The organism is Mycobacterium sp. E3251 (assembly GCF_001666835.1).
GTDB lineage: Bacteria > Actinomycetota > Actinomycetes > Mycobacteriales > Mycobacteriaceae > Mycobacterium.
Map to the genome: position 1 here is coordinate 13,592 of NZ_LZJF01000120.1, position 16,891 is coordinate 30,482.

A 16,891-nucleotide genomic window follows, 5' to 3' on the forward strand; every position below is an offset into this window, starting at 1 on the left:
CGATGGGTAACGGCGCGAAGGGAAGCAACAGGCATGAGTCCGGCTACCGTGCTTGACTCCATCCTCGAGGGAGTCCGGGCCGACGTTGCCGCGCGCGAAGCTCTCATCAGTCTCTCCGAAATCAAGGCCGCCGCTGCCGCCGCTCCGCCGCCGCGTGACGTGATGGCCGCCCTGCGCGAGCCCGGCATCGGCGTCATCGCCGAAGTCAAGCGCGCCAGTCCGTCGGCGGGATCCCTGGCGACGATTGCCGATCCGGCAAAACTGGCCCGGGCGTACGAGGACGGCGGAGCCCGGATCATCAGCGTTCTGACCGAGGAGCGCCGTTTCCACGGCTCGCTCGACGACCTCGATGCCGTTCGGGCCGCGGTCTCGATACCGGTGTTGCGCAAAGACTTTGTCGTGCAGCCATATCAGATCCACGAGGCCCGCGCCCACGGCGCCGACATGCTGTTGCTCATCGTGGCCGCGCTGGACCAGTCGGCTCTGGTATCGATGCTCGACCGCACCGAATCCCTGGGCATGACAGCCCTTGTCGAGGTGCACACCGAGGAGGAGGCCGACCGGGCGTTGAAGGCCGGGGCCAACGTAATCGGTGTCAACGCGCGCGACCTCGCCACGCTGGAGGTCGACCGGGACTGCTTCGCGCGGATCGCGCCCGGGCTGCCCAGCAATGTGATCAGGATCGCCGAGTCCGGCGTCCGCGGCACCGGTGACCTGTTGGCCTATGCCGGCGCCGGCGCGGACGCCGTGTTGGTCGGCGAGGGTCTGGTCAAAAGCGGTGACCCGCGCGCCGCGGTCGCCGACCTGGTCACCGCGGGTACCCACCCGTCCTGCCCGAAACCGTCTCGCTAGTCATCAAGTCAGTTGAAGAGCCCCGGCGCTGAAACGTTGAACCCGATGAGCCGTCCCCGCGTAGAGCCTTGGTGATGGTCAACCTGTCCCGCCCGGACCTTCCCCTTCCGAGTGCAGCCGTCGCCGAACCCACCCGCCACGAACCCGATGCGGGTGGCCATTTCGGCGTGTACGGCGGCCGCTACGTGGCGGAGGCGTTGATGGCGGTGATCGAGGAGGTCACCGCCGCCTACGAGAAGGAACGCATCAACCCCGATTTTCTGGACACCCTGGACGACCTGCAGGTCAACTACGCCGGCCGGCCGTCGCCGCTGTACGAGGCCACCCGGCTGTCCGAGCATGCCGGCTCGGCGCGCATTTTCCTCAAGCGAGAAGACCTGAACCACACCGGTTCTCACAAGATCAACAACGTCCTCGGTCAGGCCTTGCTGGCCAAGAGAATGGGCAAGAGCCGGGTCATCGCCGAGACCGGCGCCGGCCAGCACGGTGTCGCCACAGCCACCGCGTGCGCGCTGCTCGGCCTGGAATGTGTCATCTACATGGGTGCCGTCGACACCGCGCGCCAGGCGCTCAACGTGGCGCGGATGCGACTGCTGGGCGCCGAGGTCGTGTCGGTCCAGAGTGGGTCGAAGACGCTCAAGGACGCGATCAATGAGGCGTTTCGCGACTGGGTGACCAACGCCGACAACACCTACTACTGCTTCGGCACCGCGGCGGGGCCGCACCCCTTTCCCGCGATGGTGCGCGATTTTCAGCGCATCATCGGCTTGGAGGCGCGTGTGCAGATTCAGGCCCAGGCGGGCCGGTTGCCCGACGCGGTCGTGGCCTGTGTCGGGGGCGGATCCAACGCCATCGGCATCTTCCACCCGTTCATCGACGACCCGGGGGTGCGCCTGGTCGGCTTCGAGGCGGCCGGCGACGGCGTCGAAACGGGAAGGCACGCCGCGACATTCGCCGGCGGTTCGCCGGGAGCTTTTCAGGGGTCGTTCTCTTACCTGCTGCAGGACCAGGATGGCCAGACCATCGAATCCCATTCCATCTCAGCGGGTCTCGATTATCCGGGGGTAGGCCCCGAACACGCATATCTCAAGGAGATCGGGCGTGCCGAATACCGGCCGATCACCGACTCCGAGGCGATGGATGCGTTCGCGCTGCTGTGCCGCACCGAAGGAATCATCCCGGCCATCGAATCCGCGCACGCGATCGCGGGCGCGGTCAAGCTCGGCCTCGAATTGGGGCAGGGCGCCATCATCGTGGTGAACCTGTCGGGCCGGGGTGACAAGGACGTCGAGACGGCCGCGAAATGGTTTGGCCTGATGGGGCCCAGCGAGCGATGACCGTGGAACAAAAGCAAGCCAGCCGGCTCGGGCCGGTCTTCGACATGTGCCGCAAAGACAATCGCGCGGCGCTGATCGGTTATCTGCCCACCGGTTACCCCGACGTGCCGGGTTCGGTCGACGGAATGCTCGCGCTGGTCGAATCCGGCTGCGACATCATCGAAGTCGGGGTTCCCTATTCGGATCCCGGCATGGACGGGCCGACCATCGCCCGGGCCACCGAGGTCGCGTTGCAGGGGGGAGTGCGGGTGCGGGACACCCTGGCCGCGGTCGAGGCGATCAGTGCGGCCGGCGGCCGCGCGGTGGTGATGACCTATTGGAATCCGGTGCTGCGGTATGGGGTCGACGGCTTCGCCCGGGACCTCGCGTCGGCCGGTGGGCAGGGCATGATCACTCCAGACCTCATCCCCGACGAAGCCGGCCAGTGGCTGGCGGCAGCTGAGGAGCATCGGTTGGATCGCATTTTTCTGGTGGCGCCCTCGTCGACGCCGCAACGGCTGGCGATGACGGTCGAGGCGTCGCGCGGGTTCGTCTACGCTGCTTCCACGATGGGGGTAACCGGGGCGCGTGACGCGGTGTCGAACGCCGCGCCCGAACTGGTGCACCGGGTAAAGGCGGTGTCGGACATACCCGTCGGGGTCGGCCTGGGGGTGCGGTCGCGAGAGCAGGCGGCGCAGATCGGCAGCTACGCCGACGGCGTCATCGTGGGCTCGGCGCTGGTATCGGCGCTCGGTGAGGGCGGGTTGCCCGCGTTGCGGGCGCTGACCGAGGAACTGGCCGCGGGCGTCCGGGAGAAGGCGTCCGCCGGATGACGATGTTGCCGACGTATTTTCCCAGCCCGCCCCAGGGCGTTTGGCACCTCGGGCCGCTGCCGATCCGCGCCTACGCGCTGTTCATCATCACCGGCATCGTCGCGGCGCTGCTGATCGGCGACCGCCGCTGGGAAGCCCGCGGCGGGCAGCGCGGGGTGATCTATGACATCGCGTTGTGGGTGGTGCCGTTCGGGTTGGTGGGCGGCCGGCTTTACCACCTGGCCACCGACTGGCGGACCTACTGGGGGCCGGGCGGTGCCGGGTTGAGCGCGGCCGTACGCATTTGGGATGGCGGCCTTGGCATCTGGGGCGCGGTGGCCCTTGGCGGCGTCGGCGCGTGGATCGGCTGCCGGCGGCACGGGATTCCGCTGCCGGCATTCGCCGACGCGATCGCGCCGGGAATCATCCTGGCGCAGGCCATCGGCCGGCTGGGCAACTATTTCAACCAGGAGCTCTACGGCCGGGAAACCACCCTGCCATGGGGGCTGGAGATCTTCTACCGCCGCGACCCGTCGGGATACATCGACCCCCATTCGCTGGACGGTGTGTCGACGGGCCAGGTGGCACTCGTCGTGCAGCCGACGTTCCTGTACGAATTGATTTGGAACGTCCTGGTTTTCGCCCTGTTGATCTACGCGGACCGGCGATTCGCGCTGGGCCACGGGCGACTGTTCGCGTTGTACGTGGCCAGCTACTGCGTGGGGCGCTTCGGTGTCGAGTTGCTGCGCGACGATACCGCCACTCACATCGCGGGCATCCGGATCAATTCGTTCACATCAACTTTCGTGTTCATCGGGGCCGTGGTGTACCTCATGGTGGCGCCGAAGGGACGCGAGGCCCCGGAAAGCCTGCGCGGCAAAGACTACGTTTCCGAGGAGTCTCCGGAATCGGAGCCGGCGGGCGAACTCGCGACCGTCGCCTCGGGTGAGGCGGCGACCGTGGCGGTCGCGGGAGGTGGCGGCGAGGACGAGGACGACAAGCCCGCCGACTTGTCGGAAACCGGCGAGGCCGCCTCCGTCGACGAGCCGGAAACCGCGGAGGCCGAGACGGTCAAAGCGGAGGCCACGGAGCCCGGGCCGGACGAAACCGAAGGGCCCGAGGCGGAAGCCGAAGAGCCGGAAACGGAAGAGCCCGCGGCCGAAGTCGAAGAGCCGGAAGCCGAAGAGCCGGAAACGGAAGAGCCCGCGGCCGAAGTCGAAGAGCCGGAAGCCGAAGAGCCGGAAGCCGAAGAGCCCGAGGCCGAAGAAACCGAACCCGAAGAGGCCGACGAGGAAGAGCCCGCGGCCGAGGCCGAAGAACCCGAAGCCGAGGCGGACGAAGAATCCGAGCCGCCACACGACTCGGCCGAACCGGCTTCGGCCGCCGAGCCTTATAAGACACCCCGCAGCCGGTGGCGGCTGCGAAGGAATCGGTCGTCGAACCCCTAGTGGCCGCGGGTCTGGCATGCTGAACAGGTGACGCAACCCAATTCCGCCGGGCACGCGGCGGAACAGTGTCACCGCCCACGCCGGTACGTCGCGGTCGGCACCGCCGTTGCGCTCGGCGGCGCGCTCGGCTACGTCGGCCTGGTCGACCCGCACAACACGAACTCGTTGTATCCCCAGTGCCCCTTCAAATTGCTTACCGGCTGGAACTGCCCGTTCTGCGGTGGCCTGCGGATGACGAACGATCTGCTGCACGGCGACCTGTTCGCCGCCGTCAACGACAATGTTTTTCTGTTGGTCGGCATCCCGATGCTGGCGGGATGGCTGCTGATTCGCCGCGGGAGCGGCAGACCGGCGCTCTCCACGCCGGCGTGGTTGACGATGGTGCTGGCCATCATCGCCTGGACGGTGCTGCGTAACCTGCCCGGCTTCCCACTGTTGCCGGCGATTCAGAGTGGTTAATCACGCACAGCACGACACCCCGTTTGGTCGGACCGGGTCGGACCCACGCGACTATGCTGGGTCGGCGTGAGTAGACGCGGGAAGATCGTCTGCACCCTTGGCCCTGCGACAAATTCGGACGAGTTGATCCTGGCGCTGGTCGAGGCGGGAATGGACGTCGCCCGGTTGAACTTCAGTCACGGCGACTACTCCGACCACAAAGCCGCCTACGAGCGGGTCCGGGCCGCTTCCGACACCACCGGCCGCGCGGTCGGTGTCCTCGCCGACCTGCAGGGCCCGAAGATCAGGCTGGGCCGGTTCGCCACCGGGGCGACGTACTGGGCCGACGGCGAAACCGTGTGCATCACCGTCGCCGACTGCGAGGGCACCCACGACCGCGTGTCGACCACCTACAAGAAGCTGGCCGCGGACGCGACGGTCGGCGACCGGGTGCTGATCGACGACGGCAAGGTCGGCCTGATCATCGACCGCATCGACGGCGACGATGTCATCTGCACGGTCGTCGAGGGCGGCCCGGTCAGCAACAACAAGGGCATCTCGTTGCCCGGCATGAACGTGTCGGCACCGGCCTTGTCGGAGAAGGACATCGAGGACCTCACGTTCGCGCTGGACCTCGGTGTCGACCTGGTCGCGCTCTCCTTCGTGCGCTCGCCGTCCGACGTCGAGCTGGTGCACGAGGTGATGGACCGGATCGGGCGGCGGGTGCCGGTGATCGCCAAGCTGGAAAAGCCGGAAGCCGTGGACAATCTGGAAGCGATCGTGCTGGCCTTCGACGCGATCATGGTGGCTCGCGGCGACCTCGGCGTCGAGCTGCCGCTGGAAGAGGTGCCGCTGGTGCAGAAGCGGGCCATCCAGATGGCCCGGGAGAACGCCAAACCCGTCATCGTGGCGACCCAGATGCTCGACTCCATGATCGAGAATTCCCGGCCGACGCGTGCCGAGGCCTCCGACGTCGCCAACGCCGTGCTCGACGGCGCCGACGCGGTGATGCTGTCCGGCGAGACGTCGGTCGGAAAGTACCCGCTGGCGGCAGTGCGGACCATGTCGCGGATCATCTGCGCCGTCGAGGACAATTCGACCGCCGCCCCGCCGCTGACGCACGTGCCGCGCACCAAGCGCGGGGTGATCTCCTACGCCGCCCGCGACATCGGCGAGCGCCTGGACGCCAAGGCGCTGGTCGCCTTCACCCAGTCGGGCGACACCGTCAAGCGGCTGGCGCGGCTGCACACCCCGCTGCCGCTGCTGGCCTTCACCGCGTGGCCCGAGGTCCGCAGCCAGCTCGCCATGACGTGGGGCACCGAGACGTTCATCGTCCCGATGATGACGTCCACCGACGGCATGATCCGCCAGGTCGACAAGTCGCTGCTGGAACTCGGTCGCTACAAGCGCGGTGACCTGGTGGTGATCGTGGCCGGCGCGCCACCTGGCACAGTAGGGTCGACCAACCTCATCCACGTGCACCGGATCGGTGAGGACGACGTCTAAGCATTCGAGCCAAGGAGAGGCCGCGATCAGCACGGATTCCGATTTCAAGGAACTGCTTGCGACCCTCGACCTCACTCGGGTCGCCGACGACCGTTTCGTCGGGTCTCATCCCAGCAAGAACCCGATGCGAACCTTCGGTGGCCAGCTCATGGCTCAGTCGTTCGTCGCCGCCAGCCGCTCGCTGGTCCGGGACGACCTGCCGCCCGGCGCTCTGTCGGTGCACTTCATCAACGGCGGTGACACCGCCAAGGACATCGAATTCCACGTCACCCGGCTGCGGGACGAGCGGCGCTTCGCCAACCGGCGCGTGGACGCGGTGCAGGACGGCATGCTGTTGTCCTCGGCGATGATTTCTTACATGTCCGGCGGCCGCGGCCTCGAACACGCCGTCGATCCGCCGCAGGTGGGCGCGCCCGAAACGCAGCCGCCGATCAGCGATCTGCTCCGGGGTTACGAGGAGACGGTTCCGCACTTCGTCAACGCGCTGCAGCCGATCGAGTGGCGCTACACCAACGACCCGGCCTGGGTGATGCGCGAGAAGGGCGACCGGCTTCCGCACAACCGGGTTTGGATGAAGGCCGGCGGCAGCATGCCCGATGACCCCGTGCTGCACACCGCGACCATGGTGTACTCCTCGGACACCACGGTGCTGGACTCGGTGATCACCACCCACGGCCTGTCGTGGGGTTTCGACCGCATCTTCGCCGCGTCCGCCAACCATTCCGTGTGGTTTCACCGGCAGGTCGACTTCGACGACTGGGTCTTGTACGCGACGTCGTCGCCGGTGGCCGCGGATTCGCGCGGGCTGGGCACCGGGCACTTCTTCGACCGCTCCGGGCAGGTCCTCGCGACGGTGGTGCAAGAAGGAGTGCTGAAATACTTTCCGCCCGCCCGCCGATAGACAGGGCGGAGTACCCGCGGGACATCGCTGTGAAATCGGCCCGTCAGGGCCGGTATCGCGCGTAAGTTTCTAGCTGCCGGGTATTCGGTGCAGAGGCGGCAAACAGCCGCCCAGCTGGAATTTCAGCGCATCGGGAGGTGAGTGTGAGCGGGCCGTTGGTCGACGTCTCAGCGAAGGCCCGCGCGCGGGAGCGCGTGGTCGTGTCGGTCGATTCGCGCGCGGCCCGGCTGATCGGTGCGCTGGCGCTGCTGAGCGCCACCTGCTGGTTGGCCGAAATCCTGGTTCGCCACCACCACCACCCGGCGTGGCACTACACCGATCGGTTGGCCTGGTCGCTGACCGTCCTGGTCGCCGTGGCGTGGATCGCACGCGGCATCTTCCTGGGACGTCCCGTTACGGCCACGCACGCCGTCGCGGCCTTCTTCTTCGTGCTGGCCGGGCTGGGCCTGCACGTGCTGTCTTTCGATCTGCTCGGCGACCTGGTCATCGCCGGCTCCGGCATGGTGCTGATGTGGCCGACGTCGTCGCATGCGCGTGCGGAGGATCTGCCCCGGGTGTGGAAATTGATCCAGGCCACCCAGGACGATCCGCTCGCGCCCTTCGCGATGCAGACCGGCAAGAGTTACCACTTCACCGCGGACGGCAGCGCCGCGCTCGCCTACCGGACGCGCCTGGGTATCGCCGTGGTCGGCGGTGACCCGATCGGTGACGAATCTCGATTCCCCGAGCTGGTCGCCGACTTCGCCGCCATGTGCCACACCCACGGCTGGCGAATCGCGGTGGTCGGTTGCGGCGAGCGACGGCTCGAATTGTGGAACGACGCCGCGGTGGTCGGACAGTCGTTGCGCGCCGTGCCGATCGGGCGCGACGTCGTCGTCGACGTCACCGGTTTCGACATGGTGGGACGCAAGTTCCGCAACCTGCGCCAGGCGGTGAAGCGCTCCCACAACTGCGGCATCACCACCGAGATCGTGGGGGAGCAGGAACTCGGCGATGAGCAACTGGCCGAGCTGATCGAGGTGGTCCGAGCGTCGAGCAAGGCGGCCCACACCGAGCGCGGATTCCACATGAACCTCGACGGCGTGCTGGAGGGCCGGTTCCCCGGCATTCAGCTGATCCTCGCCCGGGACGCCTCGGGCAAGGTGCAGGCATTCCACCGGTACGCGACGGCCGGCGGCGGCAGCGACATCACCCTCGACGTGCCGTGGCGCCGGCGCGGAGCCCCCAACGGCATCGACGAACGCCTCAGCGTCGACATGATCATGGCCGGCAAAGAGAATGGCGCCCAACGGCTTTCCCTCGCGTTCGCGGCGTTCCCGGAAATCTTCGACGAGAAGAATCGCAGCCGCACCCAGCGCGTCTTCTATCGGTTGATCCACGTTCTTGACCCGCTGATCGCCCTCGAGTCGCTCTACCGCTACGTGCGCAAGTTCCACGCGCTGGACACCCGACGCTACGCGCTGGTGTCCATGACTCAGATCGTCCAGTTGCTGATCGTGCTGCTGTCGCTGGAGTTCATGCCGCGCCGGCGACACCTCTGAGCGCATCCAATTGCAGTTCGCGACAGCCAATGCCCTCGGGCAGGTGGTGGGTAGCCACCACCACGGTTCGATCGGCCGACATCAGAGCGGAACTCGGCCCCAGCAGGTCGCGGAGTATCGGTTCGGCGTCGGCGGCGTCGAGGTGTTCGGTCGGCTCGTCGAGCAGCACGATCCGGGCGGATGTGAGCATCGCCCGCGCCAGCAGCAGCCTCCTGCGCTGACCGGCCGAAAGCGCCTGCGCGCCACCGGTCAACACCGTCGACAGGTTCTCGGGCAGACCGGCTAGCCAGGGGCCGAGCCCGACCGCGTCCAGCGTGTCCGCCAATTCGGCGTCGCGGCAGTCGCCGCGGGCCACCAGCAGGTTGTCTCGAACCGTGGTGTCGAAGATGTGCGCGTCTTCCGCGAAAAAGCTGACGGCGCCGCGCAAGTCGTCTTCACGGAAGGCGGTCAGATCGGTGCCGTCGAGCGTCACCCGTCCCTCCAGCGGGGGTAGCAGCCCGGCAAGCGTCATCAAGAGCGTGGTCTTGCCGGACCCGCTGGCGCCGGTGATTGCCAGCCGGGCACCCGGCGGTAGGTCCAGCGAGATGCGGTTCGAGCGCGCGGCTCCGGCGTGCCCGGACCGGATGGCGGCGGACAGCACGGCGAGCGGGTTCGGCGGGGCCGCGGGCGATTCGGGCTGATGCGGGCGGTCGCTCGCCGTCAGGTCGAGCAACCGGCCGGCGGCGATGCGCGATCGGGTCAGCTGGACCGCGGCGGCCGGCAACGGTGTCATCGCCTCGAACGCGGACAGCGGCAACAACATCAGGACGGCGAGCGTGGTTGGCGCGACCGAAGGGGCAAGCCAGAGGCCGGCTATCACCGCGCCGAGCACGCTGGCCCCGATCGCGGCGGTGGGCGCGGCCTCGGCGATGGCGGCCGGCCGGGCGGCCGCGTCGAGCGCGGCGCCCCACGCGCGTTGGCGGCGTTGCGACTCGGCGATGACGCGGGGGAGCAGGCCGGCGACGCGGAGCTCGGGCGCGTGTTCCAGCGCGATCATCGCCGAGGTATCGCGGTCGGAATGATGCTGCCGGGCAAGGCTTTCCTGGCCGGCCGCGGCCCTGGCCGCGAACCGCGGTGCGACGATGCCCGCGATCAGCAGGCAGATCACCAGCACCGCCGCGGCCGGCAGCGAGATGACCGCGACCACCACGGTCGCCGCCAGCCCCAGCACCGCCGCGACCCCGATCGGCACCACGGCACGCACCAGCACATTGGCCAGTTCTTCGACGTCGGAGCCCACGCGGGTGACGAGCTCGCCGCTGTGCAGACGGACGGCTGCCGCCGCAGGCCCGTGCGCCAGCCGGTGATAGATCCCCGCCCGGGCGGTGCCTGCCGCGCGCAGCGCGGCGTCGTGGGTGACCAGTCGCTCGCAGTAGTGCAGCACTCCCCGGGAAATCGCGAAAGCGCGCACCGCGACGGCCGCGACCGACAGGTCCAGCACCGGTGGCATCTGCCAGGCCCTCGTGATGAGCCAGGCCGAGACACCGGCGAGTGCCAGCGCGCTGCCCAGCGACAGCACGCCCAGCGCGATGGCCGCAAACAGCCGGGGGAGTCGGGGCCGCAGCAGCGGCACCGCAGCCAACAGCGGATCAGGCCGGGACATAACGCGCCCCGCTGTCGGCGACCACTTCGACCACCCGGTCGCCGATCGCCAGAACCGGTGCGCGGTGCCCGACGACGACGACGGTCGCGCCCGAACGGGCGCGCTCCACGATGGCCCGCAACACGCGTTCCTCGGCGTGCGCATCGAGGTGCGCGGTGGGCTCGTCGAGCAGTAGCACCGGCGCGGACGATCCGAGCGCCCGGGCGAGGCCGAGCCGTTGCCGCTGCCCGAGCGACAGGCCGACGCCGCCGCGGCCGAGCACCGTGTCCAGCCCATCGGGCAGGTCGGCCAGCACCCTATCGAAATCGGAATCGGCACAAGCAGTTTCGAGGTCGTCCAGGTCGCCGAACAGGACCAGGTTGTCCCGGACCGTGCCCGGGACGAGTGCCGGGCGCTGCGGCAGCCACGACAACTGCCGCCACCAGGCGCCCGGCTCCAGATCGGCGACGTCGATGCCGGCCACGGTGATCCGGCCCGAGGACGGCACGGTGACCCCGGTGATCGCCTGCAGGGTAGTGCTTTTGCCGGCGCCGTTGCGCCCGGTCAGCACCGTAACCGCGCCCGGTTCGATGAGCGCGGTGAGGTCGCGCGGCGCGTGGCCGTCGCGACCGGCGACGCCGAGCCCGTCGAGGCGGATCTGTGCCCCGCGGGCGGTGACCGTCTGGTCCCGGGCCTGCGCTGGAGTCGGCTCGCCGATGAGGGCGAAGGCCTTGTCGACGGCGGTTCTTCCGTCCTGCGCGGCGTGGAATTCCACGCCGATGCGGCGCAACGGCCAGTACACGTCGGGCGCGAGCAACAGCACCGTGAGGCCGGCCGCCAGCGTCATCTCGCCGAACACCAGGCGGAACCCGATGCCCACCGCGATCAGCGCCACGCCCAGCGTCGCCAGCAGTTCCAGCACCAGCGCGGACAGGAAGGCGATCCGGAGCGTCGCCATGGCCGAGCGGCGGTGCGCGGCGGCCAGTTCGGCGATGCGGCGCTCCGGGCCCCGACCGCGCCCCAGCGCCCGCAGGGTGGGGATGCCGGCGATCAGATCGAGCAACCGGCCCTGCAGTGTCGTCATGGCGGCCAGGGCCGCCGCCGACCGGTCGGCGGTGGCCAGGCCGATCAGGACCATGAAAATCGGTATGAGCGGCAAGGTGATCGCCACGATGGCCGCCGATTTCAGGTCGTAGAGAGCGATGACGGCGACGGTCGCGGGGGTGAGGATCCCGGCGAGCAGCAACGTCGGCAGATACCCGGTGAAGTAGGGGCGCAGGCCGTCGAGGCCGCGCGTGACCACCACCGCGGCGGCATCCCGTTGGCCGGCGAGCTCACCGGGCTGGCGGGCGGTCACCGCCGTGAGCACCTGACCGGACAGATCGGCGATGACCGCGCTGGCGCCGCGTTGACTCAACCGGGCCTGCAACCAATGCGCCGCTGTGCGAATGGCCCACAGCCCCAATAGGACCGACAGCGGCCCGAGCCAGGCACGCGGGCCGTGCGCGGAGCGATCGCCGACCGCGCGGGCAACCACGCCCGCGAGCACGATCGCCGAGCCGATCGCGCAGCCGGAGATCACCACTCCGCAGCACACCGTCGAGGCCAGGTAGCGGCGCAGGGCGGTCGATGCCCGCCACAGTCGCGGGTCCAGCGGGCCCCGCGCTCTGGAGTCGCGCGGCGGATTGTTCGCGCTCAGGACAGCCGCCTTGCCAGGCCGATGGACGGCGGTATCCGGTCCGCCGAGATCCGTTGCCGGAAAACCCAATACGTCCAGGCTTGGTACACCACCGTCAGCGGGGCCATGAACGCGGTCACCCACGTCATGACCTTGAGGGTGTAGGGCGTCGACGAGGCGTTGTAGATCGTCAGGCTCCACTGCTTGTTCAGCGTCGACGGCACCAAGTTCGGGTACAGCGCGCCGAACAACAGGATCACAACCGCCACCACGACCGTGGCCGTGCAGGCGAACGCCCAGCCGTCGGACACGCGCCGCCACACCAGCAACACCGCCGCCAGCTGTGCCACCACCGCGACGGCGAGCACCAGCCAGGTCCAGTCCTTGCCGTGGGCCAGCTGCGTCCAGATCCCAAAGCCCGCAACCAGTGCGGTCACCGGCAGCGAGAGCCAGACCGCCAGCCGGTGGGCGTCGTCGCGGATGGCGCCGGAGGTCTTCAGCGAGATGAACACCGCGCCGTAGAGCAGAAACAGCCCGGCGGTGGCCAGGCCGCCCAGCAGGGTGTAGGCGTTGAGCACGTCGGTGATCGAGAGGTTGACCTGCCCGTCGGCGTCCACCGGCAGGCCGCGGACCAGGATGGCGAAGGCGACGCCCCACAACAACCCGGGCAGCCAGGATCCCGCCGCGATGCCGAAATCGGCCCAGCCGCGCCACTTGGTGTCATCGATCTTGCCGCGCCACTCGATCGCCACGGCGCGCAGGATCATCCCGAACAGGATGGCCAGCAGTGGCAGGTACAGCGTGGAGAACACGGTCGCGTACCAGCCGGGGAAGGCGGCGAACATCGCTGCGCCGCCGACGATCAGCCAGACCTCGTTGCCGTCCCAGATCGGGCCGATGGTGTTCAGCGCCGTGCGCCGGATGGGCTCGGGTTCACCGATGCCGACGCGGGCCAGCGGTTCCATCAACATGCCGACGCCGAAGTCGAAGCCCTCCAGAACGAAGAAACCGAGGAACAGCAACCCGATGATGCCGAACCACAACTCCTGCAGTCCCATCGGTCAACTCCTTTCCAGCTGGGCCTTAATAGGCGAACGACAGCGGCGCCACCTCGTCGTCGCCGGGTGCCGTCGGGGCAGCCGGTTCGGCGTCGTGTTCCCGGGGCCCTTCGGTGACGTACCGCTTGAGCAGGAAGAACCAGATCACCGCCAGCACCGCGTAGACGAGGGTGAACGTCACCAGGGAGGTGACCACCATGCCGGGCGCATGGTGCGAGACGGCCTCATGGACGGTGAACCGAACCTGTTGGTCGCCGGTCGGATTCGGTGCGACGATCCAGGGTTGCCGCCCCATTTCGGTGAACACCCACCCGGAGATGTTCGCCAGGAACGGCGTAGGGATGGTCAGCAGCGCCAGCCAGGAGAACCACCGCTGGTTGGGCACCCGGCCGCCGCGGGTGAGCCACAACGCGGCAAGCGCGAATAATATCGGAACGGCCAGGAATCCGATCATCGCCCGGAACGACCAGTAGGTGACAAAGAGGTTGGGCCGGTAGTCGTTTGGGCCGAACCGTTGCTCGAAGTCCTGCTGGATATTGCGTACGCCCTGCAACGTCACGCCGCTGGTTCGGCCCTCCGCGAGGAACGGCAGCACGTATGGGACCTCGATGACCCGGGTGATGCTGTCGCAGTTGTTGTGCGTGCCGACGGTGAGAATCGAGAAGTCGGGGTCGGTCTCGGTGCCGCACAACGACTCCGCCGACGCCATCTTCATCGGTTGCTGAACGAACATCAGCTTGCCCTGGCGGTCGCCGGTGAAGAACAGGCCGACGGCCGCGAGCAGCACCACCCAGCACCCGAGGATGGCCGCCGGACGAAACATGGTGCGCGCGTCCGATTCCGCGGCGGGGGTGGCGGTCGCCGGGCGGCGGGAACGGACCAGGAACCACGCGCTGATGGCCGCGACGAACGTCGCGGCGGTCAGCAGCGCGCCGCCGACCGTGTGGGTAAACGCCCACCGCGCAGTGTTATTGCCCAGCAGCGCGGTGATGCTGTCCAGCTCGGCACGATGGGTCGCCGGGTTGTAATGCGCGCCAACTGGATGCTGCATGAACGAGTTCGCCACAATGATGAAGAACGCGGACATGTTCACACCGATCGCGACGATCCAGATGCAGGCCAGGTGGATCAGCTTCGGCAGCCGGCCCCAACCGAAAATCCACAACCCGATGAAGGTGGACTCGAAGAAGAAGGCGAACAAGCCCTCCATGGCCAGCGGCGCGCCGAAGATGTCGCCGACGAAGCGCGAATACTCACTCCAGTTCATCCCGAACTGGAATTCCTGGACGATTCCCGTCGCCACGCCGATGGCGAAGTTGATCAGGAACAACTTGCCGAAGAACTTGGTGAGCCGGTACCACGCGGTGTTATCCGTTACCACCCATACCGTCTGCATGACCGCCAGCAGGGGCGCCAAACCGATGGTGAGCGGCACGAAGATGAAGTGGTAGACGGTAGTGATACCGAACTGCCACCGCGAAATATCGACGACATTCATCTGTCATCTCCCGAAACTGCGGAGCCGCACGACGCGGCTACTACAAAGTGTAGTAGAAGGTCCCGGGGCGGCGCTACTTCAGAGCCGCCTCAGGGGGTAAGGGTCTTCGAGGCCTTCCGGATGCCGAAGGACGACACGATCTCGAAGATGCCGAGGACCACGAACCAGACCCCGACCACGAGCGCCAGCGTGACAATCGATTCGAGCGGCGACGCCAGAACGACGATGCCGGCGAGCAGACTGATCAGGCCGATGAAGATCGCCCATCCCCGCCCCGGCAGGTGCGGGTCCTGGATGGCAGAGACCGTCGTGCCGACGCCGCGGAAGATGAATCCGATGCCAATCCAGATGGCTAACAACAGGATTGCGTATCCCTGACCGAAGTGGCGAAATGCCAACAATGCCAGGATGAGTGACGCGGCACCGCTGATGAAGAGCAGGATCCGGCTTCCCGCCGAGACATGCAGGCTGAACGCGAAGAACACCTGTGCGGCGCCGGTGATCAGCAGATAGACGCCGAAGGCGGTTGCGGCGACCACGATGGATATGCCGGGCCACGCGAGCACCAGAATGCCGAGGGCCAGCGACAGGAGTCCCGACAATAGGGTCGATTTCCACAGATGCGGCAACAAACTTGGAGCGGGGGAAGGTCCAGGTGTGGTTTGCATGGCCGCAGTCTGACACAAACCCCGCCTTGGGTATAGGGCACTTTGGGCTACACGTGGGCCGTGCGTGAACCCCTCGTGAGCAGCTCGGTGGTTTCCTCGGTGGTCTCGCTGGCCGCCTTGCGCCCGATCAGATACCAGGTGCGCATGAGGCCTTTGCCCTTGACGTCGATGTGGCCGCGCTCGTGCAGCACGAATTCGTCCTTGAGACGCTCGTACATGGCCTCGGGCACCTGAATTCGGCCCACCGAGTCGGTGGATTCCATCCGGGACGCGACATTGACCGCGTCACCCCACACGTCATAGAAGAACCGCCGGGAACCCACCACGCCGGCGACCACCGGCCCGCATGCCATGCCCACCCGCAGCGGAACCGCGTTGCCGTGCGGATCCTGCAGTCCGGCCGCAACATTGGCCATGTCGAGTGCGAAGTCCGCCAGGGCCTGCGCGTGGTCGGACCGGGCGCGCGGAACGCCGCTGACCACCATGTAAGAGTCGCCGCTGACTTTGATCTTCTCGAGTCCGTGCCGGTCCACCAATGCGTCGAAGGCGCTGTACAACCGGTCGAGGAAGCGCACCAGGTCGGCCGGGGCCGTGCCGCTGGCCCGCTCGGTGAACCCGACGATATCGGCGAACAGAACGGAGGCGTCGTCGAACTTGTCGGCGATGACGCTGCGGTCGGGTTCCTTGAGCCGCTCGGCGATGCTGGCCGGCAACATGTTGGTCAGCAGCGCCTCCGAGCGCTCGTACTGCGTCTCCATCATGGCCTCGGCGCGCGCGGTGTCACGCAGGGCGAACCAGACGGTCACGACCACCATCACCACGCTGGAAATCGCCGTCACGATGAATCCGGTCGATTGGGCCCAGGCCGGCTGCAGCCCGGTGTCGCGCGGCACCAGGAACTCGACGGCGACTATGAGGCCGGCGGCGACGGCAGCCAGCGCGGATGCCAGAACGATGTGTTCGATCCCCAGCAACAACACGACGATGCAGGCGCCCACCAGGAAGAAGAACTGGGCCCCCGACCCGGTGCCCACGTCCACGCAGCTGGCAAAGACGGACACGTAGGCCGCGCCCATAAAGGTAAGCGGGGCAACCAGTTCGCCGAAGCGCTGCAGCCACGGGACCATCGCAAAGATCATCGCGCCGAGGATGTTGATCGAGCTGACCTGCCACAGCCAGGTGCCGCCCAGGATCTGCACGAGCACGAAGCTCACGCTCACCATCACGGCCAGCCACGAGGTGATAGTCAGGATCCGGGCCCGGCGGGCGGCGCTGGCGGCGTAGTGCTGATTACGGTCGCGGGTCTGCGCCCGCACTGCGGCTACGCAGTCCGGGCGTCTCGCCGAGCCGGCTGACACGGGTGGGGCGCTGCACTTCTTAGCCGCCACATTCAAAAGCGTAACCGCTGAGCTCGGTTCGTGGGCCAGTCAATGGGTCCCGACGACGCGCCGGATGCCCGTCGACGGCTGGCGCTTCGGGGCATCGGAAAATTAAAAAAAGATTTTCCGCTGAAGGGGTTTACAAAATTATCCGACGTGTTATTAAACATATGTC

At 67.8% G+C, this 16,891-nt stretch carries 13 protein-coding genes and 1 pseudogene; 8 read left to right on the plus strand and 6 right to left on the minus strand.

The window, feature by feature from the left end; genetic code table 11:
• Window positions 1–33: 33 nt before the first annotated feature.
• The 8 genes from trpC to A5697_RS14365 all read left to right on the plus strand — a co-directional run bounded on the left by trpC (window position 34) and on the right by A5697_RS14365 (window position 8,814).
• Entirely contained in the window at window positions 34–852 is an 819-nt protein-coding gene (gene trpC / locus A5697_RS14330; RefSeq protein ID WP_055404126.1) for an indole-3-glycerol phosphate synthase TrpC, read from the plus strand.
• Window positions 853–926: 74 nt separating this feature from the next.
• Window positions 927–2,189: a tryptophan synthase subunit beta gene (gene trpB, locus A5697_RS14335; RefSeq protein WP_068011075.1), complete on the plus strand. Its 1,263-nt coding sequence runs from the start codon at window positions 927–929 to the stop codon at window positions 2,187–2,189.
• A complete protein-coding gene (gene trpA / locus A5697_RS14340; protein ID WP_068011076.1) occupies window positions 2,186–3,001 on the plus strand; it encodes a tryptophan synthase subunit alpha in 816 nt (271 codons plus the stop codon). The genes trpB and trpA overlap by 4 nt, the downstream gene beginning before the upstream one ends.
• Entirely contained in the window at window positions 2,998–4,428 is a 1,431-nt protein-coding gene (locus tag A5697_RS14345) for a prolipoprotein diacylglyceryl transferase (protein WP_068011078.1), read from the plus strand. Before trpA ends, A5697_RS14345 begins: the two co-directional genes overlap by 4 nt.
• 27 nt (window positions 4,429–4,455) lie before the next feature.
• Window positions 4,456–4,887, plus strand: coding sequence for a DUF2752 domain-containing protein (locus A5697_RS14350; protein ID WP_067951170.1), 432 nt, complete (start codon window positions 4,456–4,458; stop codon window positions 4,885–4,887).
• Between the two features lie 66 nt (window positions 4,888–4,953).
• Window positions 4,954–6,372 (plus strand): pyruvate kinase, encoded by a 1,419-nt coding sequence (gene pyk, locus A5697_RS14355; protein ID WP_067951172.1) that lies wholly within the window; start codon window positions 4,954–4,956, stop codon window positions 6,370–6,372.
• 25 nt (window positions 6,373–6,397) lie between these two features.
• Complete coding sequence (locus A5697_RS14360; RefSeq protein ID WP_068011148.1) at window positions 6,398–7,273, plus strand: acyl-CoA thioesterase II; 876 nt, start codon at window positions 6,398–6,400, stop codon at window positions 7,271–7,273.
• Between the two features lie 143 nt (window positions 7,274–7,416).
• Window positions 7,417–8,814 (plus strand): bifunctional lysylphosphatidylglycerol flippase/synthetase MprF, encoded by a 1,398-nt coding sequence (locus A5697_RS14365; protein ID WP_068011149.1) that lies wholly within the window; start codon window positions 7,417–7,419, stop codon window positions 8,812–8,814.
• On the opposite strand, the pseudogene cydC reads toward A5697_RS14365, so the two are convergent.
• From cydC to A5697_RS14395, 6 genes and pseudogenes are all read right to left on the minus strand, one after another.
• Window positions 8,748–10,456, minus strand: a pseudogene (gene cydC / locus A5697_RS14370) (thiol reductant ABC exporter subunit CydC). The gene A5697_RS14365 and the pseudogene cydC sit on opposite strands and share 67 nt — an antisense overlap.
• Window positions 10,443–12,056 carry a thiol reductant ABC exporter subunit CydD gene (gene cydD / locus A5697_RS14375; RefSeq protein ID WP_082953397.1) on the minus strand — a complete coding sequence of 538 codons (1,614 nt, stop codon included), beginning with the start codon at window positions 12,054–12,056 and terminating at the stop codon, window positions 10,443–10,445. Before cydD ends, cydC begins: the two are co-directional and overlap by 14 nt.
• Before the next feature lie 74 nt (window positions 12,057–12,130).
• A complete protein-coding gene (gene cydB / locus A5697_RS14380) occupies window positions 12,131–13,171 on the minus strand; it encodes a cytochrome d ubiquinol oxidase subunit II (RefSeq protein WP_068011083.1) in 1,041 nt (346 codons plus the stop codon).
• Window positions 13,172–13,196: 25 nt separating this feature from the next.
• Window positions 13,197–14,669: a cytochrome ubiquinol oxidase subunit I gene (locus A5697_RS14385; protein WP_067951181.1), complete on the minus strand. Its 1,473-nt coding sequence runs from the start codon at window positions 14,667–14,669 to the stop codon at window positions 13,197–13,199.
• A gap of 89 nt (window positions 14,670–14,758) precedes the next feature.
• Window positions 14,759–15,355 carry an HdeD family acid-resistance protein gene (locus A5697_RS14390; protein WP_156673303.1) on the minus strand — a complete coding sequence of 199 codons (597 nt, stop codon included), beginning with the start codon at window positions 15,353–15,355 and terminating at the stop codon, window positions 14,759–14,761.
• A 29-nt stretch (window positions 15,356–15,384) separates the two neighbouring features.
• Window positions 15,385–16,725, minus strand: a complete 1,341-nt coding sequence (locus A5697_RS14395; RefSeq protein ID WP_068011151.1) for an adenylate/guanylate cyclase domain-containing protein — start codon at window positions 16,723–16,725, stop codon at window positions 15,385–15,387.
• Between the last annotated feature and the right edge of the window lie 166 nt (window positions 16,726–16,891).